A 25,078-nucleotide genomic window follows, 5' to 3' on the forward strand; every position below is an offset into this window, starting at 1 on the left:
AAGGAATACGGGCAGGGAAAGGAATGTTTTGGCGCGGAAAACAACAGCCGATCTTGTTTCAGGCGAATGAAAAACGAAGGTGTGTATAAAACCAAAGACATAATCCGACCCTTATTCTTATCCGAGGAAACTATCCTTTGCTGACCTAAGATTTTTGGCGATCAGGCACTTCACCATGATTTGTTGGGAAGTTCATTCTCCGGAAATGGTCGGGTTAAGTTCTTTTAATGTTTGGTCATATCAAGTGCACCTTGGGTCACTTGCGTTTCAGGGCAGATATCGGAGTGTGGCGCCCGTTTGCCGTGGTAGTTGCAGGTCCCGGGGGAGGGGTCCAAGGAACTTGCCCACAGGGGTATACTCAACGCTGTTGAAACGACCTATTCAATCACCGCAAAGGGGACCCCTATGGCCCGTGTAGTTGTACATGTCATGCCCAAGGCTGAGATCCTAGACCCACAAGGTCAGGCAGTAGTTCGTGCGCTCGGCAGGATCGGCGTGTCAGGCGTCTCCGATGTCCGCCAGGGCAAGCGCTTCGAACTCGAAGTAGACGATTCCGTCAGCGACGAGGACCTGCGCAAGGTCGCAGAAACCTTGCTTGCCAACACCGTGATCGAGGACTTTGAGGTGGTCCGGTGATCGCAAAGATTGGGGTAATCACCTTTCCCGGCACCCTCGATGACGTTGACGCCCTGCGCGCCGTGCGTATCGCTGGCGCCGAGCCGGTCAAGCTGTGGCACGCCGATACCGATCTCACCGGAGTCGACGCGGTAGTAGTTCCAGGAGGTTTCTCCTATGGTGACTACCTGCGCTCCGGCGCAATCGCTGCACTCGCTCCCATGATGCAGTCGGTCGTTGAGGCGGCAAACAAGGGTATGCCAGTCCTGGGCATCTGCAATGGTTTCCAGATCCTCACCGAGGCTGGCCTGCTCCCAGGTGCGCTGACGCGCAACGAAGGCCTGCACTTTCACTGCACCGACACCTACCTTGAGGTAGTCAACACGGATACCGCGTGGACTAACCAGCTCGAGGAAGGCCAGAAGATCCTGGTGCCAGCCAAGCACGGCGAGGGCCGTTTCCAGGCGGAAAAGCACACCATCGACGAGCTCGAGGCTGAGGGCCGCGTTGTTTTCCGTTACACGGACAACTACAACGGCTCGATCAACGCGATTGCCGGCATCACCAACGAGACCGGCCGTGTTGTCGGCCTTATGCCGCACCCAGAGCACGCGGTCGAGCTGCTCACCGGGCCGTCCACCGACGGACTGGGTCTGTTCCTGTCCGCGATTTCGAAGATTGGAGCGTAATCCATGTTCACAAACGACACTGTCGACAACGCTCAGGGCACCCCTGAACTGGAACAGCCTTACGTAGAACTCGGACTCAAAGACGACGAGTACCAAAAGATCAAGGACATCCTTGGCCGCCGCCCAACGGATGCCGAGCTCACCGTCTACTCCGTCATGTGGTCGGAGCACTGCTCCTACAAGTCCTCCAAGGTGCACCTGCGCTACTTCGGTGAGACCATGACTGAGGAAATGGGCTCCAAGCTGCTCGCCGGTATCGGCGAGAACGCTGGCGTGGTGGACATCGGAGACGGCAACGCAGTGACCTTCCGCGTTGAGTCCCACAACCACCCTTCTTACGTGGAGCCTTACCAGGGTGCCGCAACCGGTGTCGGCGGCATCGTCCGCGACATTATGGCCATGGGTGCGCGCCCGATCGCCGTGATGGATCAGCTCCGCTTCGGCCCAGCTGACGCGCCTGATACCTCCCGCGTTCTGCCTGGTGTGGTCAGCGGTATCGGTGGCTACGGCAACTCTCTCGGCCTGCCAAACATCGGCGGCGAAACCGTCTTCGATGAGGCCTACCTGGGCAACCCGCTGGTCAACGCACTGTGCGTGGGCACCCTGAAGGTCGAAGACCTGAAGCTCGCCTTCGCATCGGGTGCAGGCAACAAGGTCATGCTCTTTGGTTCGCGCACCGGCCTTGACGGCATTGGCGGCGTGTCCGTGCTGGGCTCCGCCTCCTTCGAAGAGGGCGAAGAGCGCAAGCTTCCTGCAGTCCAGGTCGGCGACCCATTCGCAGAGAAGGTCCTCATCGAGTGCTGCCTGGAGCTCTACCAGGCTGGCGTTGTCGTGGGCATCCAAGACCTCGGTGGCGGCGGACTCGCATGTGCCACCTCCGAGCTGGCAGCAGCAGGCGACGGCGGCATGACCGTCAACTTGGACAATGTGCCATTGCGCGCTGAGAACATGAGCGCGGCAGAGATCCTGGCTTCCGAGTCTCAGGAGCGCATGTGTGCTGTTGTGACCCCAGAGAACATGCAGAAGTTCAAGGACATCTGCAACAAGTGGGATGTCACCGTCGCTGAAATCGGCGAAGTTACCGCAGACAAGGATCGCTACTTGGTCTACCACCAGGGCGAGCTCGTCATCGACGCGCCAGCGTCCACCATCGACGAGGGCCCTGTTTACGAGCGTCCATACGCCCGCCCACAGTGGCAGGACGAGGTGCAGGAGCAGGGAGTCGTCGACAAGCAAGAAGACCTCAAGCAGGCATTGCTGGACATGGTCGCATCGTCTGCACTGTGCTCGCGCGACTACATCACCGAGCAGTACGACCGCTACGTGCGCGGCAACACCGTGCAGGCAAAGCACGCTGACGCCGGCGTTTTGCGTATCGACGAAGAAACCGGCCGCGGTGTCGCTATCTCCGCGGACGCGTCTGGTCGCTACACCTACCTGGATCCCAACATGGGTGCGCGCCTGGCTTTGGCCGAGGCATACCGCAACGTGGCATCTACCGGTGCTCGTCCGGTTGCTGTGACCAACTGCCTGAACTTCGGTTCGCCGGAGAATCCTGACGTGATGTGGCAGTTCCGCGAGGCCGTACACGGCCTGGCAGACGGCGCTGTGGAGCTGAACATTCCAGTCTCTGGCGGCAACGTGTCCTTCTACAACCAGACCGGTGAGACCCCGATCCTGCCAACTCCTGTTGTTGGTGTGCTCGGCGTGATCAACGACGTGGCGGAAACTCACAGCCCTGATCTCCTGGCTATCGAAGAGCCTCAGGTGCTCATCGCGCTCGGCGAGACCAAGGAAGAGTTCGGCGGCTCCATCTACCAGCAGGTCTTCGGCGGCGGTTTGTCCGGCCTGCCACCTCAGGTGGATCTGGCCAACGAAGAGAAGCTGGCTGAATTCCTCGTGGACAACACCGCGCTGACCGCGGCACACGATGTCTCCGAGGGCGGCCTTGGTGTCACCGTATTCGAGATGGCCAAGCGCAATGGTGTTGGCGTGGATCTGGACCTTGCAGCAGTGCATGCAGACCCAACCACCGCGTTGTTCTCGGAGTCGGCTTCCCGCGTCGTTATTGCTGCGACCGCCGATCACGTTGATGCACTCCTCGCACGCGCAGCTGAGCTCGGTATTCCTGCAGCTCAGATTGGCACCACCAACACCACCGGCACCCTGTCCTTCGCAGGTGTCGAGGTCTCCGTGGACGAGGTCACCCAGGCATGGTCGAACACCCTGCCTGAGCTCTTCGGCCACGCCGTAGGCGCTAACTCTGTGGTGGAGTAACTTCTACTCGCTGAGGCACTATTCGCTGAGTAGCGCCTCGGCGAGGGTGGTTTCCCACGCCTCGTGCAGGAGGGCCTCAAACACCCCAAAGGTGTGACGGCCCTCTGGCAGCACAACATAGTCCACGTCGACTCCGTCGGCGCGGGCTTTTTTCATGTAATACTCCGATGACGCCGCCGACATCATTTCCGAGATGGTCACCAAAAACGGGTCGTTGTCGTTCATCTTGTCAATCTCGCCGGGCTTGCCGGTGGCGTGCCCCACGAAGACTGCCTTGCCGCGCAGCCGCTGGGTGGTCTCGGCCGGGTCGTGGTCCTGCCAGGCCGGATTGAGCACATCGCCCCACACGTCGATAGGCGTGCCCCCGTGTGCCATGGTGACGTATCCCAGCATGCCCCAGCCGAATACTCCCGAACTCGCAGGGAATCCTGACAGTGACGCGGTAGCGACGTAGCTCTCCGGATAACGACCGGCAATATCGAGCGCTGGGCCTCCGGACATGGAGATACCCGCGATGGCATTCTTGCCATTGCCGTAGAGCTCTTGTTCCAACACGAGTGGCAATTCTTGACCCAGGCAGGTCGCCCACGCGACACGGCCGTCTTCCGGGTGCTCATTGACCCAATCCGTAAACATCGTGCCCGCCCCGCCATGCACGGACAACACGTTGACATGCTGTCCTGCAAAGTAACCCGGCAGATCCGCGTCGCGCGACCAATGCTCGTTTTCGCCGCCTCCCAGGCCCGGCAAGAGGACCACGTTGGGACGGGGCTCATTACCTTCCGCCATGACGAGCGTGTTCGTGATGATCAAGTCGTTGGAAGGGGAGTAGATGTCCACTTCCCACTCGTTGCCAGAAAGATGTCGCTTTTCGACGACGTGCGCCGGCGTGAAATCCGGGGTGACGGCCGCTTCGCCGACCGTGGAAGAACCGATTGAGGGAAACGATGAACCCAGAGCGGACCCGAGAGCGTCTCCGGCCACGTCATAGCCTGCAGACTCTGCGGAATCTTGCAGCTGGTCCTGCGATAGTTCTTGGGCATGCGTTGCGGGCGCACTAGAAACGAGCAGGACTGCGGCGACAAGGCCCGCAAGTCGGCCACGATGGGAGGGAGTGGACACGATAGACTCCGAAAGTTCTAGAAGCATGTGCTTCTCAAGGAATTGAATAACTGATTGATCCTAAACTCTCGGGCCGATTTTTCGATGGTTGGGGGTAGCGCACAAAAAGACCCCGATGGCCGTGCCAATTATGCGTAGACTTTTCAATGTCATAAGTTACGCTACCGAAGGTTAGGAAGATATGAGCCTTATTGAACGCACGGTGGTTTACGTTGATAGAGGTCAACGCCCCGTTACTCGTGGTTGGTTCCACTTGGGTACAGCGCTGCTTTCTACTATCTCAGGCAGTGTTTTATCCACGTATGCATGGATGACGCTGCCCTGGTGGCAAGCGCTGGGAGTCACCATCTACGCGGTTGCCTTCTTCCTCCTCTTTGCGGTGTCCGGCTTGTATCACCGCATGCCGTGGCGGGATCAGCCGACAGTGCAGTGGTGGCGCCGAGCGGACCATTCCACAATCGCTGTTTTTATCGCGGCGACATACACCCCGATGTCGCTCATCGTGCTGGAACCACGCCAGGCAACCTGGCTACTCGCCATTGCGTGGACGGGTGCGATAGGCAGCGTGATCATGAATCTCGTGTGGATCGAACATCCTCGCTGGCTCAGCGTCGCTGTCTATCTCGTCTTGGGGTGGCTGGTTGTCCCGCTGATCCCCGAGCTTTGGTCCCAGGCCGGGCCGACGGTGGTGTGGTTGCTGCTGGTGGGAGGCGTCGTGTACACGTTTGGTGCGCTCATGTACGGATTTCGTTGGCCCGGTCGCAACGCGCGGATTTATGGTTATCACGAGCATTTCCACACCGCGGTGATCGTCGCTGCGATTATTCACCTCGTCGCGGTGTGGATGGTTGTGGTCTAGCGCTCGGCTGATCTGATTTACTAATCTACGAGCTTCGGTGCTGCTGGCTCGGGGATCAGAGGCATCGGGGCATGCGTCGCGCGTAGTTTCCGCAGAGTCTCTGCGTGCTCCGAGAGGCGCTTATCTTCCTCAGTACGAGGAATAAACTTGCGCGCGGCCAGCGGATCGCCGTCGATATTGATACCGATATACGTAAATGTGGCGTGGATGGCAGTTTCCAGGTTCGCGTTTCCTCCGCGCGGGTCACCAGAGTTCACGTGCACAGTAACGTGCATGGATCGAGAATCAGTTCGGGTCAGTCGCGCATCTACCTCGATGAGATCACCGATGTGAATTGGCTTATAAAAGCGAATGCCGCCAGCGTAGACCGCAACCGTGCGCTCGCCAGACCACTCCATCGTGCAGTTCATGCCCGCTTCGTCGATCCATTCCATCGCGGTACCACCGTGGACGTTTCCGCCCCAGTTCACATCGGTGGGCTTTGCTAAGAATCGGTGTACGACACGAGGAGCGTCGGACTCACCGTCGTAGGTCTGGGAAAGCATTTCCTGCTCAATTTCCTTGCGCAGACCAATGCGTGATTCCGCTGCGGCGGCAACGCGCTTTTCCTCGTCGGTGGTGGGAATAAAAGATGGAACCGGAGTGGAACGCCCCGTTGCCGGGTCTTTAGCAACGAAAATGACCAGGCAGTCACAAGCGCGGGTGAACACGCCTTCGCGAGGGTCTGCGGAAAGCACCTCATTGACAATGTGCATCGAGCTACGGCCCGTCATTGCAATGTGGGAGCGAATTTCAACTAAGTGGCCCGAGGGGATCGGACGGTTGAAGTGAATGTGTCCCACATAAGCGGTCACACAATACGTCGAGGACCACTGCACGGCACAGGCATAAGCTGCCTTATCGATCCACTCCAGCACACGGCCACCGGAAATTCCCTGTGCACCCGCTACGAGGACGTCTGTGGGAGCCGCCATGAAACGAAGCGTGACGGAGGGCGACTTTGTGGATTCAACAGGGGTACTCGTCATGGGATAACTTTCTGGGAACAGTGTGCTGACATCAAGTCCGAATAGCCTGCAACGTACAAGCGACCGGTTTGCTAGCAATAGACAGTACCGCTAAGCGTAACCAGTTCACTAGTGAGAGCACCTGCCACCCCTCCCATAAGATGACGGATATGGCACCAAAGAATGACCCCTTTGAGACTCGGATGGCTGTAGAAGCGATTCAAGAGTGGATCCGGGATCCTGACAACGCTAAAACTCCCTCTCGTGCCGAGATCGCGAACGCGGTCCGTCGCACAGCTCGAGCTGTGGCAGCGGAAATCCCTGGGCATTCTGTTGAATTGCGAGTCCCCCCGTTCGTTGCAGTGCAATGTGTCGAAGGGCCACGCCATACACGTGGTACACCCCCAAACGTGGTGGAGATGGTACCTGCTACTTGGCTGAGGGTGGCAACTGGCTTAACTACTCTTGAAGTCGAGTGGGAGGCGGGCAGAATTGATGCCTCGGGAACCAGGGCATTCGAGGTCGGAGAAGGTCTTCCGGTGATTCCTTTGTAGGCCTACTAGGTAGTAGGGCAGCAATCTACTAAGGTGAATGGCGTGCACATCACAGACGTCACCCACCGGGGCGACCGGCCAGAAGATACTCCGGAGCGCGAACCGCGCGAAGAATGTGGAGTCTTCGGTGTCTGGGCGCCTGGTGAAGAAGTAGCTAAGTTAACCTATTTTGGGCTATTTGCCCTCCAGCATCGCGGACAAGAAGGCGCAGGCATCGCCGCAGGTGACGGTGACCGTATCGTCGTATTCAAGGATATGGGGCTTGTGTCCCAGGTCTTTGATGAACCTATCCTCGGCGCGTTGCAGGGAGATGTGGCGATTGGCCACACACGCTATTCCACGGCGGGTTCATCCTCGTGGGAAAACGTGCAACCAATCTTCCGCACCGCCACTGATGACACCGACATTGCTCTCGGGCATAACGGAAACCTAGTCAATTACGCGGCTTTGCGCGACGAGGCGGTAAGCAAGGGTCTGATTCCTGCGCAATCTGTCGATGGACAGGGTTCTTCGTCGGATAGTACCGTGATGTCGGCTCTGCTGGCGCACGATACTTCCAAGGACAAACCGCTCGTCGACGCATTTAGGGATCTGCTCCCTCGCCTGCAAGGGGCGTTCTGCGTTGTGGTGACGGACGGGCATACGCTCTACGCTGCGCGTGATCCGCACGGCGTGCGTCCGTTGTCCCTCGGCAAGTTAGACACCGGTTGGGTTGTTGCAAGTGAAACCGCAGCGCTCGACATCGTCGGTGCCTCCTTCGTTCGCGACGTACAGCCAGGCGAATTAGTCATTATCGACGAGGCGGGAGTGCGTTCCGAACGCTTTGCCGAAGAGCAGCGCGCCGGGTGCGTATTCGAGTACGTCTACCTCGCTCGTCCTGATTCCGTGATAAACGGACGCTCCGTGAATGCCACCCGCATTGAGATCGGGGAGCGACTTGCCCGCACCAGCCCAGTTGAGGGCGATCTAGTCATGCCGGTGCCGGAATCGGGCACCCCGGCCGCAATTGGGTATGCCCGTGAATCGGGTATCCCCTTTGGGCAAGGCCTGATGAAAAACGCGTACGTCGGGCGTACATTCATCCAGCCCTCGCAGACGCTGCGCCAGCTGGGCATCCGCCTCAAGCTCAATCCAGTCCGCGAAATGATCGAGGGCAAACGCCTCATCGTGGTGGATGACTCTATCGTTCGCGGGAATACCCAGCGTGCCCTGATTCGCATGCTGCGTGAGGCCGGAGCTGCAGAGGTCCACGTGCGCATTGCTTCGCCGCCAGTGAAATGGCCGTGCTTCTACGGCATCGACTTCGCAAGTCCGGGAGAGCTGATCGCCAATAACGGCGAAAACGCAGGAGAAGAATCCCTGGTCGACGACATCAAGAATGCTATCGGCGCCGACTCCCTCGCATTTGTTACCGAAGATGACATGATTGCATCGACCACTCGCCCAGCAGGCTCATTGTGCACCGCGTGTTTTGATGGGCACTACCCGCTTGGTCTCCCAGATGGCAACCCGAACGCAGACGCTGTTCGTCGGATCAAAGAAGGAATCTAAAAACTATGACTACTCCTGAATCCAGCCCTGAAACAACTTCAGGTGACGCAGTTACCTCCTATGAAGCTGCTGGCGTTTCCATCGAAGCGGGCGACAAAGCCGTCGAACTGCTGAAGTCCCACGCACAGCGCGCAACGCGTCCAGAAGTTCGTGGCGGAATTGGCGGCTTCGCAGGACTCTTCGCACTGGGCAAGTACCGCGAGCCACTCCTAGCATCGGGATCTGATGGAGTGGGCACGAAGCTCGTCATCGCCCAGGCGATGGACAAGCATGACACCATCGGCATTGATCTCGTGGCCATGTGCGTCGACGACCTTGTGGTCTGCGGTGCAGAACCCCTCTTCCTGCAGGACTATATCGCCGTAGGCAAGGTCGTTCCAGAAAAGATCGCAGAGATCGTCTCGGGCATCGCAGAAGGCTGCGTCCAGGCCGGTGCCGCTTTGCTGGGCGGAGAAACCGCAGAACACCCAGGTGTCATGGGCGAGAACGACTATGACGTTTCGGCAACCGCTGTTGGCGTCGTCGAGGCAGACGAACTCCTCGGCCCAGAGAAAGTCCGCGTTGGAGACGTCATCATCGGTATGCGTTCCTCCGGCCTGCACTCGAACGGTTACTCGCTGGCTCGCCACGTCCTGTTCGACAAGGCTGGCTTGAGCGTCGATTCCTATGTTGAGGAGCTCGGCGGCACCCTCGGCGAAGAGCTGATCAAGCCAACGCAGATCTACGCGCTTGACTGCTTGGCACTGGCGAATGAGTGTGAAGTGCGCACATTCTGCCACGTCACCGGTGGCGGTCTTGCGGGCAACATGGAGCGCATCATCCCTGAGGGCATGGTTGCCGAGATGGACCGCAACACATGGACGCCACACCAGATCTTCCGCACCATTGAATCGCTGGGCAAGGTGCCACGCGAAGAGATGGAAAAGACCTTCAACATGGGGGTGGGCATGGTCGCAGTCGTTTCTGCGAACGATAAGGATCGCGCTCTTGCGATGCTGACCGCACGCCATATCGATTGCTGGGAGCTGGGACAGGTTCGTTCCGCTCAAGAAGGCGATGAGGCTCGCGCAGTTTTGCACGGAGAGAACCCAAAGTACTAAAAATAACACCCTGCTTCCAGGAATATAGGGAAGCAGGGTGTTATTCGAAAGTTTTACGCAGCCTAGCGCATGCTAGTGCTTAGCGACGAGCATCGTCCTCATCAGGATCCCAGTCCGCATACTCTGCGTACTGGTCATCGACCTCGAGTTCCTCTTCAACCTCCTCGTTGTCCCAGCGCCGAGGCGAGGATTTCCCTGCGAGCTCGCGCTGGAGCGAGTCCAGGTCCATATCGGGAGAGTTGTACTTTAGTTGGCGTGCAACCTTGGTCTGCTTTGCTTTGGCGCGTCCGCGACCCATGGCGTGACCCCCTTGAGGTGTGGAGAGGGCGGTCCAGGGAATTCGGACGGCCCCATCTGCTTTCGATTCAGTGTCTATTCCTGACACATACAATAGCGTGAATTCCGAAAAAATGCTTCTTCGGCCCCTGACTAGCAACTATATTGTTAGTCTTGCCCGCGAAGTTTTGCAATAGCCTCCCGGCCGGCCTTCGATTCCTCTTCCTTCGGGATGAAGTCAGGATCCACTGTGGCGCTAATGGGGCTCTCCCCATCAATTGCCAGTTCATCGGCCCCAATCGCGTTTCGCTTGAGCAGAGCCAAAGCAATCGGACCGTAATCGCTATCGTGTACGACGCTACCCAATCGGCCCACCTTCCGACCGTTGAGCATTATCTCCGATCCCGGGGTTGCATCACCCGGAGAAGAGCCATCAAGCTGCAATAACACGAGTAGGCGAGGGGAGCGACCGAGATTTTCCACACGTCCTACGGTTTCTTGTCCTCGGTAGCAACCCTTTTCTAGGTGGACCGCGCGGATCGTGTTGCCGCGATTGATCACACGGGGCGCCTCGTGAGGAATTGATTTTTCATCCAAATCGGCGCGAAGTTCAGGCTCTCCCGCGCGGACTCTTTCGGCAGTAAACGCCATCAATCCAGCGAGGGGAATGCCAGCATCGCCAAGCAGCTTGGCAGCTGCGCGCAGCTGGGTTCGCTCCACTGCAAAGTCGTGGCGTTGTACCCCGTCCCAGTCAGTGGTGCGCACAAAAGTGGGATCGATATCAGCTGGTAGCTCCGAGAAAGAACCAAGAACGGTCACAATACCGAGGTCGACTTCAGTGATTTCCACCTTCGACCAAAAGATCATCTTTTGTAAGAAATCTGTAAAGGTTGCAAATACGTAGCTCGGCATATCAAGGTAAAAATCCGCGCCAACACGCGTCACGTCGGCTTGGTGCAAGATGTGGCCTTGAATATCAAGGTCGAGCACGCTCGACGAGAATCCGTCTGCGGCATCGTCGAGCTTCTGAGTCAAGAGATTGTTCAGGAATTCGGCGGCATCCTCGCCACTTACCTTGATCACTTTGCGCTGAGACCGGTCAATCGCGACCGCGGAGCGTTCAATCTCGCGCTGTTCCCCGAGCGGGTTACCGTAATGCCAGGCAACACCCTTGGCATCGAGCAACGATTCGTCAGTAAGTTCTTGTGCCCCTGGAAGGGAGAGGAGCGGGGAGCGGTAAGCGTTCGAATTAGTCACACAGCCGATACTAGTCGCCTCTCTCGGGGCATAATAGGGGGCCATGGGGACCAACCAGCTTCCAGCAGCGCCAGTGATTTATATTATTGAACCTTTCGGAGGTTCAATTCGACGCCAAAACAACAACCTTCCGCACGTCTTTTACGACGATGCTGCTGTCACACGCGGAGATGGGGTGTTTGAGTCGATCCTGGTCCGTGATGGTGAGCCCGTGAATCTAAAAGGACATTTCGAACGGTTTTCTCGTTCAGCGAAGCTTTTGGAGCTCCCTGAACCGGAGGAGAAGTCGTGGCGAGATGCCACTGTGCAGGCAACGCAGGATTACCTCCGCGAACGCGGCGGCGAGGCATCGGATGCGAAATGCACGTGGACCTATACCCGCGGTCGTGCATCCACGGGCGTGCCTTCGGCGTGGATTACCTTAAGCGAGGTGCCTCAATCGGCTTTGGATCAGCGCACCCACGGAGTTAAAGCCATGACGGCGCCGCGCGGGTATTCCATCACACCGAATCTGCCTGAGAGCAAGGATGCCGCCCCGTGGCTTGCCGTCGGGGCGAAAACCATCAACTATGCGGCGAACATGGCGGCGCTGAGGTGGGCCCGCAAGCAGGATTTCGACGAAGTGATCTACATCGAACCCGCCACCGGCCAAGTCCTCGAAGGCGCGACCTCAACTGTGGTTGTGGTGAAGAAGGGCATGAAGTTGCGCACTCCCACCCCAGGTATTGATGTCCTGCACGGCACAACACAAAAGGCCATCTTCGATTACGCCGAAAAACATGGCTGGCGGTGCAAGACCCGCGACCTCACCGTAGACGATCTCGTCGCGGCCGAATCGGTGTGGTTGGTGAGCTCGACGCGGATCGCGACACGGGTGAAGCGTATCGACGACGTCAAGCTCCCCACCCCAGATAATGAGGCCGAACTGCGAGAGCTCTTCGACAACGCCCTTACGGCCGCAATCAACTAGCCGACGATGCGCTGCAGCTGGGCTGACATGTACGGCGCCATCGTGCCATCGACGAGACGCTCGTCGACCCAGCCCAAGCTATTGTCCGGCATCAGCCCATAGAGGCGCTTGCCTGGGCCGTGGGACTCTGGCCCGGTGGCGGTGACGATGGTCGAGGCGCTCTCGAGCTGCCAGGCGCGCTCATTGACGGGCTCACCATAGAGGATTTCTACGAGACCTCGGGAATTCGTCAAGGTCACCTCGATCTCGTCTTTCAGGCTAATGCGCCAAAATCCGGTTTCGCGCTGATCGGCGCCGGTGGACTTACCCTGATCGTCGAGACGCCAGATGCGAGACTCGAAACGCAAATAATTTTCACCGTCGTGTGAGATGACGAGTTGCTGGCCAAAGGCATAATCCTCGTCGTCGCTGGCCTGGCCGGTGCCCTGCCACACCCCGACGAGAGGTAGCAGCGCCAGGAGACCATCGTGCAGGCTCGGACCCTGACGCAGGTTTGCGGTGTCGTCGTCAAGCGGAATGTCTTCAAGCCCGAGCGGCGGAATATTGCGGTGCGCCGTATTCTTCGACTGCTGCTCAGCGAGGTTGATCGCCTCGTTGCCATTAAATGGTTGTTGCTGGTCGTTATTGTTCGTTTCGCTCATAGGAACCAGCGTAGTCTGTGAATTCGGAATCTCCCGTTTCCACCGGAGTTAAATCGCTCGGCTGGACCGTAATATTGCGGCGCTCGGCCTCGAACTGGATCGATCCACCGCGCAGCTGCACGAGATTGGCTGGGCCGGCGAGCGGCAGGTCCCGGGTGTCGAAGGTCAATGTGTATCCCTCGCGGACACGATTGGGGTCGCCGGCATCGTCGATAAGCGAAATCGGTTCCATGCTGAACGTGGTGCCGTCGAGGCGGAGCTTGACCACCGCAGTGGACGGATCGTCCATGCCAGGCAGCGTCCCCGACAGTTGAGCCTCGCTGGAGACGCCACCGCCGGGGGAAATGTCGTAGGGATTCGAAATATCAAGATCGGTCATGCCCAAAAATTGCCCCATGGCCACGCCGTCGAGGCTGACAAGCCGCTTCATCAACTCGGCCTGAGAGCCCACTAATTCGCCGTCGTAGGCATCCTGCGCGTCAATCTGCACGTTATAAATCTCCGTCGACGCATTCACAATACCGAGGTCCTTGATATCAACGTCCAAGGCATTGACGCTCAGGCTAGGGATCTCATCGGTGAGGATCACCTGTGCGAACGGAACACCACCGACATTAACCTCCGGGTGCGCGGCGAGACGAGACTGATCCTTCACCGACTGCGAGATGCGCTGTTCCACTCGCGCCGCAGCAAGGCTATCGACGATCAGCGCCACTGCCAGGACAATAATCACGGCGACAATAATGCTCAGCGGCCGAGCGAACCTGTGCAGGAGAGATTCTGTCTTCACATCTCTATTTCTACCGTAACCTGGGTGCATGACGAATTTCGAGATCACCACACACGTTCTGCCCAACGAGCCTGAACTGCGCGAAAGCGTTGAGGCGGTGCTCCGTCGCGCCGAGGAGAACGACGGTGTCGCACCCTTTTCCGAGGCCTTTATCAATGGCCTCGGCGACGCGCGCTTAGGGCATGAGCATTTGCTTATCGACGATTCCTCCGTGGCAGCCGTCGCTCCCGATGGTGGCGTTGAGTTGGTTGTTTCCCCTGAGCTCCGCGGCCAGGGGCGGGGCACTCACTTGGTGAAGCAGGTTCTGGCGGAGGTAGAGAATGCCTCCCTGTGGGCGCATGGCAATCTGCCCGAGGCCCTACAGCTCGCAGAATCGCTGGGGTTGGAGACCACCAGGCGACTACTGGTGATGTCTGTCGGTGGCGCTGCGCTGGAGCAGGCTGCGGTGTTTGAAGCCCCAGATGGTATCGAGGCGTTGTCGTACCCCCAAGCCGTCGAGCGCTTCGGTCGAGAGAGCGTTGAGCAGGCGTGGCTGGACGCGAATAACGATGCTTTCTCCTGGCATCCAGAGCAAGGTGGCTGGGATCTAGACCAATTGCACCGCGGCATGGAAGCCGACTGGTTTGATCCGAACGGAGTCTTATTCTTGTACTCCGGGGAGCAGTTGGCTGGTTTCCACTGGACCAAGATGCACCCGGCAGAAGGTTCGGATGTGGTCGGCGAAGTTTATGTCGTGGGTTTGGCCTCGGCGTTTCGTGGGCAGGGGATGGGGGATCCGCTCCTTCGCGTAGGTCTTGATTTTCTTGTGCGACAAGGTGCATCCACCGTGATTTTGTATGTGGAAGCGGATAATGTGCCGGCCGTTGCGCGTTACGAGGATCTAGGATTTGCCATCACTGAAGATCATGTTGTGTATAAGCGGAACTAATGTCACCATTTACCCCCGAACGCACCCCCGAACGGTAGGGAATCCCTGAGAAGTTTAAATTTTTTGCTGTGATGCTCGTTGCATTTATTTGAAGGATTGCGGGCAACGAGCGGGGAGTTTCAGGCTCTGTGCAGAAAAATTAACCCTCTGTTCACCCAACGATACACATCTGGTTAACGTCCTCACCGTAACTTTTTCCGAGTGAGCAATCGGATGGCATCATCAAGTGAAATCACTGGTGGTATCTCCTCCCTTGCCGGGGACCGATGCTCGGACTCTCAAATCTGAATTCGCACCGGAAAGGTATCCCGTGATCCGTAATTACAAGCGTTCCTTCGCCGCTGTTGGCGTTGCCGCAGCTACCGCTGTTTCCCTCGTTGCTTGCAGCAGCGATTCTTCCTCTGACTCTTCCTCCGCCGATGGCTCCTCCGCAGGCTCTTCTGAGGTTTCTGCAGACGGCCTCTCCGGCACCGCTGGCGAGCTCGTAGCAGAGGGCGCTTCCTCCCAGGCAAACGCTATGGACTACTTCGGTCAGCGTTACGCTGAGGCAGTTTCCGGCGCTTCCCTGGCTTACAACTCCTCCGGTTCCGGCTCCGGCCGTCGTAACTTCGTTGCAGACCAGGTTGATTTCGCTGGTTCTGACTCCCCGCTCGACGAGGAGCAGGTCGCCCAGGCTAACGAGCGATGCGGTGGCAACGATGCATGGCACCTCCCAATGGTTATCGGCCCAGTTGCAATTGCATACAACCTCGAGGGCGTCGACAACCTGAACCTCTCCGTTCAGACTGTTGCTGAGATCTTCGACGGCACCATCACCAACTGGAACGACGAGAAGATCGCTGCTGAGAACGAAGGCACCGAGCTTCCAGACCAGGAGATCGGCGTTGTGTACCGCTCCGATGAGTCCGGTACCTCCGACAACTTCCAGAAGTTCCTGACAGCTGCTACCGATGGCTACTGGGCTACCGAAGGCCAGCAGTTCCCACGCGAGGTTGGCGAGGGTGCTGAGGGCTCCGGCGGCGTTTCCACCCAGGTTTCCCAGATCGCTGGTGGCGTTACCTACGTTGAGTCTGGCTACGCAGCTCAGCAGGGCCTGAACATTGCAAACATCGACTTCGGTGCAGGCGCAACCGAGCTGAACTCCGCTAACGTCGGCGTTGCTCTGGACGCACTTGAGTTCACCACCGAGGGCAACGACATGGTCGTTGACACCGACGCTCTGTTCTCCCAGAACCAGGAGGGTTCCTACCCTCTAATTCTGACCACCTACGAGATCGTCTGCTCCGCTGGCTACGACGAGGAGACCTCCGCTCGCGTGAAGGACTTCCTCAACGTTGTTCTGCAGTCCCAGGACTCTACCCTTGAAGAGCTCGGCTTCATCCCAGTTGCAGGTTCTCACGCTGAGCGCCTGCAGACCGCAATCGACGCAATTCAGTAGTCGATAGGTCGCTTTCAAGCGACAAGACAAGTGGTCAGCCCGGTCTCCGGACCGGGCTGACCAACACCGCCCCTAGCCCGAGAAACCGAGCCGGGGGCGCTGCCGTGTATGTGAATTCGACTTAATGATGATCATTGTCGCCAGGGTTTGCATACTTCCGGTTCTCCGGAATGGCCCAGTCCGACAGCAAGGTTCGCTACAGCGTTCGCTTGCTCCCCTGATACTTCGAAGGATTCGAACCTTATGGCTAATAATAGCGAGCCACAGAACGCGAATGAGACGCTTCGCGCTGGCGACGTTGCCACCGAATCCGACACAACTTTGATGAACTCTGCGGCGACCCCCAATGCCGGGGCACAGCCGTCAGGAGATGGTGCTGCCAGCATCCAGGCATCCAAGGGCGCTGGAGTAAAGCGCCCAGGTGACCGTGTATTCGAGTTCTTCTCCGTTGCGTCGGCAACTCTGATCACCATTCTTATTGCTGCGATTGGCCTCTTCCTGCTGATTCAGGCAATCCCGCCGCTTTCTCGTAACGAGGGAGGCCTCTGGGGATTCTTCACATACGCCGGCACCTGGCAGACCAACGACCTAGAGAACATGCAGTTCGGTATTCCGAACATGTTCATGTCTACTCTGACTATTTCGCTGATCGCGCTGCTCATCGCGATGCCTATCGCACTGGGTGTTTCTTTGTTTCTGTCCAACTGGGCGCCAAAGCGACTCGTGCGTCCACTGGGCACCCTGGTTGACATGCTCGCTGCTGTCCCATCGATCGTCTACGGTCTGTGGGGCTGGCAGGTCCTCGGCCCTGCGCTGTCGGGCTTCTACAACTGGATTCACAGTTGGGCAGGCGGCTTCTTCCTGTTTGCCACCTACTCCAACTCTCCGTCCTTCGAGACTGGCCGAAACATGCTCACCGGTGGCATCGTACTGGCAGTGATGATTCTGCCTGTTATCGCTGCTACCGCTCGTGAAGTTTTCGTGCAGACCCCTCCAGGACAGATCGAGGCTGCTCTCGCGCTGGGCGCAACTCGCTGGGAAGTGGTTCGCATGACTGTTATCCCATTCGGTCTTTCCGGCTACGTTTCCGGCTCGATGCTCGGCCTTGGCCGTGCACTGGGCGAGACCATGGCGCTGTACATGGTGGTTTCTCCATCTACTGCGTTCCGTGGCTCCCTGTTTGATGGCGGTACCACCTTCGCTACTGCGATCGCATCCGCCGCAGCAGAGTTCAATAACCCAATTAGTGCTGGCGCCTACATCGCCGCTGGTTTGGTCTTGTTCCTGCTGACATTTATCGTCAACTCGATCGCTCGTGCGATCGTGAACAAGAAATAAGGGGAAAGAATATGAGCACTGTAACCCCTACAGACCAGCGAGTGTCCGGCGCCAGTGGCCCGACCTTCCTGGACATCTCTCCTCGTCGTAAAGCGACAAACACCTTTGCTTCCGCCATGATGTGGGGCGCGATGATCATCGCGCTGATCCCACTGGGTTGGGTGCTCTGGACCGTAGTCGCGAACGGCGCAGGTGTCGTCTTCTCCGCTGAATGGTGGACTCAAGACCAGTCCAGTACCACCAGGATCCTGCCAGGTGGTGGTGCACTCCACGCCATCATTGGTACCTTGGTACAGACCTTGATTGCTTCGATCGTTTCGATTCCAGTCGGTATCTTCACTGCGATCTACTTGGTGGAATACGCCAACGGTTCTCGCCTGGGCAAGATCACCACCTTCATGGTGGATATCCTTTCCGGTGTTCCTTCCATCGTTGCAGCACTGTTCATCTACACCCTGTGGATCACCATGCTGGGTCAGAACCGTTCCGGCTTCGCCGTGGCGCTCTCGCTGATCCTGCTCATGGTCCCAATCGTTGTGCGTAACACCGAAGAAATGCTGCGCGTTGTTCCAATGGATCTGCGCGAAGCTTCTTACGCACTTGGTGTGCCAAAGTGGAAGACCATCGCACGTATCGTGCTTCCAACCGCTATGTCCGGCATCGTGACCGGCGTGATGCTGGCTGTTGCCCGCGTCATGGGTGAGTCCGCACCAGTGCTGATCTTGGTGGGTTCCACCAGCCAGATCCGCTGGGATCCATTCGGTGGACCGCAGTCCTCCCTGCCACTGATGATGCTTGATATGTACAAGGCCGGTACGACCGAGCCTCTCATGGACAAGCTCTGGGGAGCCGCGCTGACTCTGGTGATCTTGGTTGTGGCTATCAACCTGGCCGCTCGCTTCATCGCCGCGAAGTTCTCCGTCAAGAAGTAAAACGCAGAAGACAACAAAACCTAAGAGGAGACACGATGTCTAAGCTCGAACTCAACGACGTCAATATTTACTACGGTGATTTCCACGCCGTGCAGAACGTCAATCTGCAGATCCCAGCACAGGCTGTTACCGCCTTCATCGGCCCATCCGGCTGTGGCAAGTCCACCGTGCTTCGTACCCTCAACCGCATGCACGAGGTCATCCCTGGTGCATACGTCAAGGGCGAAATTAAGCTCGACGGCCAGGATATCTACGCCAAGAACATCGACCCAGTGTCGGTGCGGAACACCATCGGCATGGTGTTCCAGAAGGCTAACCCATTCCCAACCATGTCCATCGAGGACAACGTTGTTGCAGGCCTGAAGCTCTCTGGCGAGAAGAACAAGAAGAAGCTGAAGGAAGTTGCGGAGAGCTCCCTTCGCGGCGCAAACCTGTGGGAAGAGGTCAAGGACCGTCTGGACAAGCCAGGTGGCGGCCTCTCCGGTGGTCAGCAGCAGCGTCTCTGCATCGCTCGTGCGATTGCAGTGCAGCCAGAGGTCCTGCTCATGGACGAGCCTTGCTCCGCCCTGGACCCAATTTCCACCCTCGCTGTTGAGGACCTGATTCACGAGCTGAAGGAAGAATTCACCATCGTGATCGTGACCCACAACATGCAGCAGGCAGCTCGCGTGTCGGACAAGACCGCTTTCTACTCCCTGGAAGCAACCGGCAAGCCAGGTCAGCTCATCGAGTTCGATGACACCAAGACCATCTTCGAGAACCCTTCCCGCAAGGAAACCGAAGACTACATCGCTGGCCGTTTCGGCTAAATCAGCGAGTATCTAAAGACCTGTTCCAGCCCTGTTGGCTGGAACAGGTTTTCGTCTTTTTCAGCGCGCATGAAAGGTGAAACTGCAGGTAGGGGCACTGTGAGCAGCCCGGGAATTTTGTTGACACATCATATGCTATACGGGGTGAGACGACCAACCACGACACCAACCGAGACTCTTAGGGGAGATCATGTCGAAGCTCGAACTCACCAACGTAAACACCTATTACAACGATTTCCTCGCAGTCCAAGACGTGAACCTGAGGATCCCGGAAAAGGCCGTCACGGCTTTCATTGGCCCCTCGGGCACCGGTAAATCCACCGTTTTAAGAACTTTGAACCGAATGCATGAAGTGATACCCGGCGCCCGCGTCACGGGCGAGGTCGCTTTAGACGGACAAAATATCTATGCTCCCGATGTTGATCCGGTTTCGGTACGCAACACCATCGGCATGGTGTTCCAAAAGCCCAACCCTTTCCCAACCATGTCCATTGAAGACAACGTCGTCGCCGGACTCAAACTCGCCGGCGAGAAGGATAGAAAGAAGCTCAAAGAAGTTGCCGAGAGATCTTTGCGCGGTGCCAACCTCTGGGAGGAGGTCAAGGACCGCCTCGACAAACCTGGCGGCAGCCTCTCCGGTGGTCAGCAGCAGAGGCTCGTAATCGCACGCGCGATTGCGGTAGAGCCTGAGGTATTGCTTATGGACGAGCCCGCGTCCGCCCTCGATCCCATCTCCACCAGGGCGCTGGAGGAGCTCATTTTCGAGCTCAAGGAGCGCTACACCATCGTCATTGTGACATATAACATGCAACAGGCAGCGCGCGTCTCGGATAAGACGGCCTTCTTCTCCCTGGAAGCAACCGGTAAGCCAGGCAAGCTTGTCGAGTTCGACGATACGAAGACCATCTTCGAGAATCCCTCTAACAAGGAAACTCAGGATTACATCGCCGGCAGGTTCGGATAGCCTGGGAAAGGGAAATACCCGCGAGGAAGACTGCACAGACGAAGGAGCGCTGCGGTGAAAACTGTTGACCCGACTGGAATAGATGCTAGAGAGTTCGGCGATCACGCCTTAGCGGAAGGCGAGACTGTCGTACACAGTCCCCAGGGAGAGGTTCTGGTCCTCGGGCATCGCGCTACCCGCGACGTCGTAGAGAATCCCGAACAGTTTTCCTCCGCAGTCTCTTCACATCTCCAGATTCCCAACGGGCTCGACGGCGAAGAGCATTCTCGCTTCCGCGCACTCATCGAGCGATACCTCACCGACGAGGCGTTAGCGGAGTTCCAGCCCGCCTTCGCAGCCGTTGCGCGTGAGACAGTGGACCAGTTCGAAGAGCAAGATTCTATCGACGCTGTGGGCGAGCTAGGGGCTTATTACGCCGTGCACGCCATGCTTGCATGGTTGAACTGGCCCACTACGCTCGCCCCGCGGTTGATCGCGTGGGTCATTAGCAATGGCACAGCAAATCGTTCCGGGGATCCGCAACAGGCGGCAGGTGTTGCGGCAGAATTCGATGACATTATTCGCGAAGTGGTGGAGCCCAGGCTGGAGAATCCCACCGGTGATGTCACGAGTAACCTCGTCCATGACCAATCCTTGGGGCGCCGCCTAACCTTCGACGAGATCGTGTCTATTCTGCGCAATTGGACTGGTGGGGACTTAAGCTCCATGGCCTATTGCATCGGAGTGATCCTCCATGGTTTGGCGCAGCAACCCGCCATTCAGGACCGCCTTCGCCAAGGCATCTCTGCCCGAGAATTTGATGCCATTCTTGATGAGTTTCTTCGCCTGGACAGCCCGTTTGTCACTAATCGACGAATTACCACCTGCCCGGTGACACTTGCCGGAAACCAGCTAGAGACCGGGCAACGAGTTCGGGTGGTGTGGACAGCGGCGAACCGGGACAGTGCAATCGTCGATAAGCCTGAATCCTTTGACCCCGAAGCTCACGCTGAGCACAATCTTGTCTGGGGAAGTGGACCGCATGTGTGTCCGGGCAGGGGTCTGTCCATGCTGGAATTGCGCACCATTATTGGCGAAATTCTCGCCCGGGCGGAAGTGTCTTTGGCGGGGGAGGGCACCCGCGAGGTGTACCCCACGGGCGGGTGGAGGTCCTTGCCGGTAACGCTGCAGAAGCGCTAGTCGGACTTTCGGCCGCGGGTGAACTGGCGTTCGAGGTCTGCAAAGCGTTGCTTCATCTCGGCATCCGCGCGGTCAGTCTCCTGCTTCTGGATGTATTCCTCCGGCATGAGGCCGGTAGTCAGATATACGATGCGGGCCGATACGTTGACGCAATGGTCGGCGTAGCGCTCGTAATAGCGCGAGACCAGGGTTAAGTCGACCGCTTCCTTGGTGGAGTGCTTCCACTCGCGCTCCGTGAGCATATTGAGCAGGAAGTAATTGAGATCGTCGACGGCATCATCATCCTGGTTGAGGATCAACGCCACATCGGCGTCGGGAGCGACGAGGAGATCATGAGTCTTTTCGCCCATGTCTTCGACGAGGCGCACCATTTCTTCGATATAGCCCCGAATCTCTTCCGGGATGGCGTGCTCGGGGTGCCGGCGCCGAGCGGTGTTGGCAATGTGCATGGCAAGCGCTGCCATGCGATCGAAATCCTCGACGATATAGATCGAAGAAACAACTTGGCGCAGGTCGGAGGCGACGGGATTTTCCAGGGCAAGAAGCTGTACGGCGCGCTCCTCGCAACGAACTTTGATCTCTTCTAATGGGTCGGCGATGGAAAGGGCTTCCTCAGCCTTTTCCAGGGATGCTCGTAGGAGTGCCTCGGAGGCCTTATCCATGATTGCCCGCACGGAATCGCACATGACCAACAGGTCATGTGCGAACGCGTCGAGGTGTTCACGGTAGACAGTACGCATGGGTGCAATCATAAGGTACGTCTCAGAAAATTGCGCGCCGAGTGCAACCTAACCGGGATTCGGGGGTATTCGCCTAGCCGCCGTTGTTTTCGATCTCTGCGCCTACAGGCACTGAGGCATCTTCTGGGTCGTCGAGCCAGCCGTCCGGCAGTGCGACTTTCGACGAAGATCCCTGGCGTCCGCGTGCGCCGTCGGCATCGTCGGCAAGTGCCTCAGAATCTTGCCAGGGGGCGAGTTTCTCGGCCAATTCCGCCAAGCTGGACACCTTGGCCAGTTCGGAGCGAAGTTCGCCACCGACAGGGTATCCACGCAGGTACCAGCCAATGTGCTTGCGGATGTCTCGGCAGGCGCGGGCCTCGCCGTCATGCTGTGCCAGAAGTTCTGCGTGGCGGTAGATGATTCTGGCCACCTTGCCCAAAGTGGGATCTGCGGGGATCGGCTCACCGCGAAGCTGCGCTCCCAGTTGTGCGAACAGCCACGGGCGACCCAGGCAGCCTCGTCCAACTTCAACGCCTGCGGCACCGGTTTCATCCATCATCCGCTGCGCGTCATCGGCAGCGAAGATATCGCCGTTGCCCAAGACTGGGACACCTGAGCCGTCCATGTGCTCAACCAACCGCGAAATCTCATCCCAATGTGCCTGGCCGGAGTAGCGCTCGGCAGCGGTGCGAGCGTGCAACGTCACGGCTGCTGCACCTTCCTCGGCAGCAATTCGGCCAGCATCCAGGTGGGTGTGCGTATCGTCGTCAATGCCGATGCGGAACTTTACCGTGATAGGGATGCCGGTGCCCTCGGCCGCGCGCACGGCGGCGCCCACAATGTTGCCGTAGAGGCGACGCTTATAAGGGATCGCAGATCCGCCACCGCGACGAGTGACCTTGGGTACCGGGCATCCAAAGTTCATGTCGATGTGGTCGGCAATGTCCTCCTCGACGATCTTGCGCACTGCTTTATATGTGTACTCAGGATCGACTGTGTAGAGCTGCATCGAGCGTGGCTTCTCCACGTCGGCGAAGGACGTCATGTGCAACGTCTTCTCGTTACCCTCGACGAGCGCGCGTGCGGTAATCATTTCGCACACATATAAACCGGACGAGGTTCCGGTCAGTTCCTCTTCGATTTCGCGGCACAAAACACGAAACGGCATATTTGTCACGCCTGCCATCGGGGCGAGGATGACAGGCGAGGAGAGGTCCATGTCGCCAATGCGTAATTGAGGGTGATTCACAACGCTTATTGTCGCAGTCTAAGGCCGGTTGTCCAAACCCACTTTTGTGTAATCTTGCGAATCGGTTTCTAGACGAGACGGGGGTGGGTCTGGGGGTGGGAAATGGGGGTAGGGGTCGGCAGATTGTGGCGTTAGCAAAGTTGTAGAAGTTCACTTTTACCTGGCTAATTTGCACCCCTGCAAAGAATGAAATTGAATTTGGCGAACCTTGTGGCATGGAAGTGGAATCTGGGTCACAATATGCTGGACAAGAATTGCTAATTTCCAAATCTAACTGAGGTGAATACTCAACATGAGTGAACGCATCGCAAATGCAGAATTGCGTGGCAAGGTAATGACCGCCGATGAGGCAGCGCAGTTTATTGATAACGGCGCACGAGTGGGCATGTCCGGATTCACCGGCGCTGCCTACCCAAAGGCACTGCCTACCGCTATTGCGAACCGCGCGAAGGAAGCACAGCAAAAGGGTGAAGAGTACAAGATTGATCTCTACACCGGTGCTTCCACTGCTCCAGACTGTGACGGCGTGATGGCTGAAGCTGGTGCGATCAACTACCGCATGCCATACCAGTCCGACCCAACGATGCGTAAGGCTATCAACGCCGGCGAGATGAAGTACCAAGACATTCACCTGTCCCACTCTGGTCTCTACATCGAGCAGGGCTTCCTGGGTATCGACGTCGCTGTCGTCGAGGCAACCCGCATCACCGAAGAGGGCCACCTGATTCCTTCCTCCGGCGTGGGTAACAACCTCGAGTGGTTGGACAATGCAGACAAGATCATCATCGAGGTCAACTCCTGGCAGTCCCTCGATCTTGAAGGCATGGCAGATATCTACCGCATTCCACGCCTGCCAAACCGCACGCCAATCCCGATCCAGAATGTCGGTGACCGCATCGGTACCACCTACATCGACATTGACCTGAGCAAGGTCGTTGCCATTGTTGAGACCGACGCACCTGACCGCAACGCTCCATTCAAGGAGCCAGACGACGTTTCGGTGGCAATCGCTGGAAACTTCCTCGACTTCCTCGAGGGCGAAGTAGCTGCGGGTCGCCTCTCCTACGACGGCTACATCATGCAGTCCGGTGTGGGCAACGTCCCGAACGCCGTGATGGCAGGCCTGCTGGACTCCAAGTTCGAGAACATCCAGGCTTACACCGAGGTCATCCAGGACGGCATGCTCGACCTGATCGATGCAGGCAAGATGACCGTTGCATCTGCTACCTCGTTCTCCCTGTCTCCTGAATACGCGGAGAAGATGAACCAGGAAGCAAAGCGCTACCGTGATTACATCATCACTCGTCCGCTGCAGGTGTCCAACCACCCAGAGGTCATCCGTCGTATGGGCTTGATTGCTACCAACGGCATGATCGAGGCCGACATCTACGGCAACATCAACTCCACTCACGTCAACGGCACCCGCGTGATGAACGGTATCGGTGGCTCCGGCGACTTCACCCGTAACGCTTTCGTTTCCTCCTTCATCTCGGGTTCCGAAGCAAAGGGCGGCGACATCTCTACCATCGTGCCTTTCGCAGCTCACATCGACCACACCGAGCACGACGCAATGGTGATCATCACCGAGCGCGGCTACGCTGACCTGCGCGGCCTGGCTCCACGTGATCGTGTTGCCAAGATGATCGAGATCGCTCACCCTGACTACCAGCCACTGCTGCAGGAGTACTACGAGCGGGCTCAGTCGGTACAGCCATTCCAGGCAACGCCACATGATCTCAAGACCGCATTCGATTTCCACACTCGTATGCTCGAGACCGGCTCCATGAAGAAGTAATTCTTCTTGAGTGAAGAAG

The 25,078-nt window shown here is 57.8% G+C and carries 24 protein-coding genes; 16 read left to right on the forward strand and 8 right to left on the reverse strand.

What is annotated here, in order from left to right; translation table 11 throughout:
* Positions 1–405 precede the first annotated feature (405 nt).
* The 3 genes from purS to purL are packed head-to-tail and all read left to right on the forward strand — an operon-like array spanning position 406 to position 3,581.
* Positions 406–636, forward strand: coding sequence for a phosphoribosylformylglycinamidine synthase subunit PurS (gene purS / locus A37O_RS0110050; RefSeq protein WP_018297380.1), 231 nt, complete (start codon positions 406–408; stop codon positions 634–636).
* Positions 633–1,304: a phosphoribosylformylglycinamidine synthase subunit PurQ gene (purQ, locus tag A37O_RS0110055; protein WP_018297381.1), complete on the forward strand. Its 672-nt coding sequence runs from the start codon at positions 633–635 to the stop codon at positions 1,302–1,304. Before purS ends, purQ begins: the two co-directional genes overlap by 4 nt.
* Before the next feature lie 3 nt (positions 1,305–1,307).
* Complete coding sequence (gene purL, locus A37O_RS0110060; RefSeq protein ID WP_018297382.1) at positions 1,308–3,581, forward strand: phosphoribosylformylglycinamidine synthase subunit PurL; 2,274 nt, start codon at positions 1,308–1,310, stop codon at positions 3,579–3,581.
* Between the two features lie 18 nt (positions 3,582–3,599).
* Here purL and A37O_RS0110065 read toward each other — a convergent pair whose 3' ends face one another.
* Positions 3,600–4,703 carry an alpha/beta hydrolase gene (locus tag A37O_RS0110065; protein ID WP_169332154.1) on the reverse strand — a complete coding sequence of 368 codons (1,104 nt, stop codon included), beginning with the start codon at positions 4,701–4,703 and terminating at the stop codon, positions 3,600–3,602.
* A gap of 181 nt (positions 4,704–4,884) precedes the next feature.
* Here A37O_RS0110065 and trhA point away from each other — a divergent pair, with 181 nt between their 5' ends.
* Positions 4,885–5,562 (forward strand): PAQR family membrane homeostasis protein TrhA, encoded by a 678-nt coding sequence (gene trhA, locus A37O_RS0110070; RefSeq protein ID WP_026196298.1) that lies wholly within the window; start codon positions 4,885–4,887, stop codon positions 5,560–5,562.
* Positions 5,563–5,582: 20 nt separating this feature from the next.
* On the opposite strand, the gene A37O_RS0110075 is transcribed toward trhA, so the two are convergent.
* On the reverse strand, positions 5,583–6,590 hold the full coding sequence (locus A37O_RS0110075; RefSeq protein ID WP_018297385.1) for an acyl-CoA thioesterase: 1,008 nt from the start codon (positions 6,588–6,590) through the stop codon (positions 5,583–5,585).
* A 182-nt stretch (positions 6,591–6,772) separates the two neighbouring features.
* Here A37O_RS0110075 and A37O_RS16680 point away from each other — a divergent pair, with 182 nt between their 5' ends.
* From A37O_RS16680 to purM, 3 genes are read left to right on the forward strand one after another with little or no spacing between them, the layout of a single operon-like run.
* A complete protein-coding gene (locus A37O_RS16680; RefSeq protein ID WP_342661958.1) occupies positions 6,773–7,123 on the forward strand; it encodes a sterol carrier family protein in 351 nt (116 codons plus the stop codon).
* Between the two features lie 42 nt (positions 7,124–7,165).
* On the forward strand, positions 7,166–8,674 hold the full coding sequence (purF, locus tag A37O_RS0110080; RefSeq protein WP_018297386.1) for an amidophosphoribosyltransferase: 1,509 nt from the start codon (positions 7,166–7,168) through the stop codon (positions 8,672–8,674).
* A gap of 5 nt (positions 8,675–8,679) precedes the next feature.
* Positions 8,680–9,774, forward strand: a complete 1,095-nt coding sequence (gene purM / locus A37O_RS0110085; RefSeq protein ID WP_018297387.1) for a phosphoribosylformylglycinamidine cyclo-ligase — start codon at positions 8,680–8,682, stop codon at positions 9,772–9,774.
* Between the two features lie 79 nt (positions 9,775–9,853).
* Here the strand turns inward: purM and A37O_RS0110090 are convergent, their stop codons facing one another.
* Positions 9,854–10,072 (reverse strand): DUF3073 domain-containing protein, encoded by a 219-nt coding sequence (locus A37O_RS0110090; RefSeq protein ID WP_018297388.1) that lies wholly within the window; start codon positions 10,070–10,072, stop codon positions 9,854–9,856.
* 146 nt (positions 10,073–10,218) lie between these two features.
* On the reverse strand, positions 10,219–11,307 hold the full coding sequence (ygfZ, locus tag A37O_RS0110095) for a CAF17-like 4Fe-4S cluster assembly/insertion protein YgfZ (protein WP_018297389.1): 1,089 nt from the start codon (positions 11,305–11,307) through the stop codon (positions 10,219–10,221).
* Positions 11,308–11,350: 43 nt separating this feature from the next.
* Between ygfZ and A37O_RS0110100 the strand changes: the two genes are divergently transcribed.
* The gene (locus tag A37O_RS0110100) at positions 11,351–12,277 is read left to right on the forward strand and encodes an aminodeoxychorismate lyase (RefSeq protein ID WP_018297390.1); all 927 of its coding nucleotides are present in this window, start codon (positions 11,351–11,353) and stop codon (positions 12,275–12,277) included.
* Here the strand turns inward: A37O_RS0110100 and A37O_RS0110105 are convergent.
* Together A37O_RS0110105 and A37O_RS0110110 are read right to left on the reverse strand one after the other, a co-directional pair.
* Positions 12,274–12,918, reverse strand: coding sequence for a heme-binding beta-barrel domain-containing protein (locus A37O_RS0110105; RefSeq protein ID WP_018297391.1), 645 nt, complete (start codon positions 12,916–12,918; stop codon positions 12,274–12,276). The two genes, A37O_RS0110100 and A37O_RS0110105, sit on opposite strands and share 4 nt — an antisense overlap.
* Positions 12,899–13,708 (reverse strand): LmeA family phospholipid-binding protein, encoded by an 810-nt coding sequence (locus tag A37O_RS0110110; protein ID WP_018297392.1) that lies wholly within the window; start codon positions 13,706–13,708, stop codon positions 12,899–12,901. The genes A37O_RS0110105 and A37O_RS0110110 overlap by 20 nt, the downstream gene beginning before the upstream one ends.
* A gap of 28 nt (positions 13,709–13,736) precedes the next feature.
* On the opposite strand from A37O_RS0110110, the gene mshD reads away from it, so the two are divergent.
* From mshD to A37O_RS0110145, 7 genes are all read left to right on the forward strand, one after another.
* Complete coding sequence (gene mshD / locus A37O_RS0110115; RefSeq protein ID WP_018297393.1) at positions 13,737–14,636, forward strand: mycothiol synthase; 900 nt, start codon at positions 13,737–13,739, stop codon at positions 14,634–14,636.
* 310 nt (positions 14,637–14,946) lie between these two features.
* Positions 14,947–16,074 carry a phosphate ABC transporter substrate-binding protein PstS gene (pstS, locus tag A37O_RS0110120; RefSeq protein WP_018297394.1) on the forward strand — a complete coding sequence of 376 codons (1,128 nt, stop codon included), beginning with the start codon at positions 14,947–14,949 and terminating at the stop codon, positions 16,072–16,074.
* Between the two features lie 243 nt (positions 16,075–16,317).
* Positions 16,318–17,412, forward strand: a complete 1,095-nt coding sequence (gene pstC / locus A37O_RS0110125; protein WP_018297395.1) for a phosphate ABC transporter permease subunit PstC — start codon at positions 16,318–16,320, stop codon at positions 17,410–17,412.
* An 11-nt stretch (positions 17,413–17,423) separates the two neighbouring features.
* Positions 17,424–18,344 (forward strand): phosphate ABC transporter permease PstA, encoded by a 921-nt coding sequence (pstA, locus tag A37O_RS0110130; RefSeq protein WP_026196300.1) that lies wholly within the window; start codon positions 17,424–17,426, stop codon positions 18,342–18,344.
* A gap of 35 nt (positions 18,345–18,379) precedes the next feature.
* Entirely contained in the window at positions 18,380–19,153 is a 774-nt protein-coding gene (gene pstB, locus A37O_RS0110135) for a phosphate ABC transporter ATP-binding protein PstB (RefSeq protein WP_018297397.1), read from the forward strand.
* A gap of 190 nt (positions 19,154–19,343) precedes the next feature.
* Complete coding sequence (pstB, locus tag A37O_RS0110140) at positions 19,344–20,117, forward strand: phosphate ABC transporter ATP-binding protein PstB (RefSeq protein WP_018297398.1); 774 nt, start codon at positions 19,344–19,346, stop codon at positions 20,115–20,117.
* A 54-nt stretch (positions 20,118–20,171) separates the two neighbouring features.
* The gene (locus tag A37O_RS0110145) at positions 20,172–21,296 is read left to right on the forward strand and encodes a cytochrome P450 (RefSeq protein ID WP_018297399.1); all 1,125 of its coding nucleotides are present in this window, start codon (positions 20,172–20,174) and stop codon (positions 21,294–21,296) included.
* On the opposite strand, the gene phoU is transcribed toward A37O_RS0110145, so the two are convergent.
* Both phoU and dusB read right to left on the reverse strand, forming a co-directional pair.
* On the reverse strand, positions 21,293–22,036 hold the full coding sequence (phoU, locus tag A37O_RS0110150; protein WP_026196301.1) for a phosphate signaling complex protein PhoU: 744 nt from the start codon (positions 22,034–22,036) through the stop codon (positions 21,293–21,295). The two genes, A37O_RS0110145 and phoU, sit on opposite strands and share 4 nt — an antisense overlap.
* A 73-nt stretch (positions 22,037–22,109) precedes the next feature.
* Positions 22,110–23,234, reverse strand: coding sequence for a tRNA dihydrouridine synthase DusB (gene dusB / locus A37O_RS0110155; protein ID WP_033378028.1), 1,125 nt, complete (start codon positions 23,232–23,234; stop codon positions 22,110–22,112).
* A gap of 322 nt (positions 23,235–23,556) precedes the next feature.
* Here dusB and scpC point away from each other — a divergent pair, with 322 nt between their 5' ends.
* Positions 23,557–25,059 (forward strand): succinyl-CoA:acetate CoA-transferase ScpC, encoded by a 1,503-nt coding sequence (gene scpC, locus A37O_RS0110160; protein ID WP_018297402.1) that lies wholly within the window; start codon positions 23,557–23,559, stop codon positions 25,057–25,059.
* The last annotated feature ends 19 nt before the right edge of the window (positions 25,060–25,078 follow it).

This window comes from Corynebacterium lubricantis DSM 45231, assembly GCF_000379425.1.
Classification (GTDB): Bacteria; Actinomycetota; Actinomycetes; order Mycobacteriales; family Mycobacteriaceae; genus Corynebacterium; species Corynebacterium lubricantis.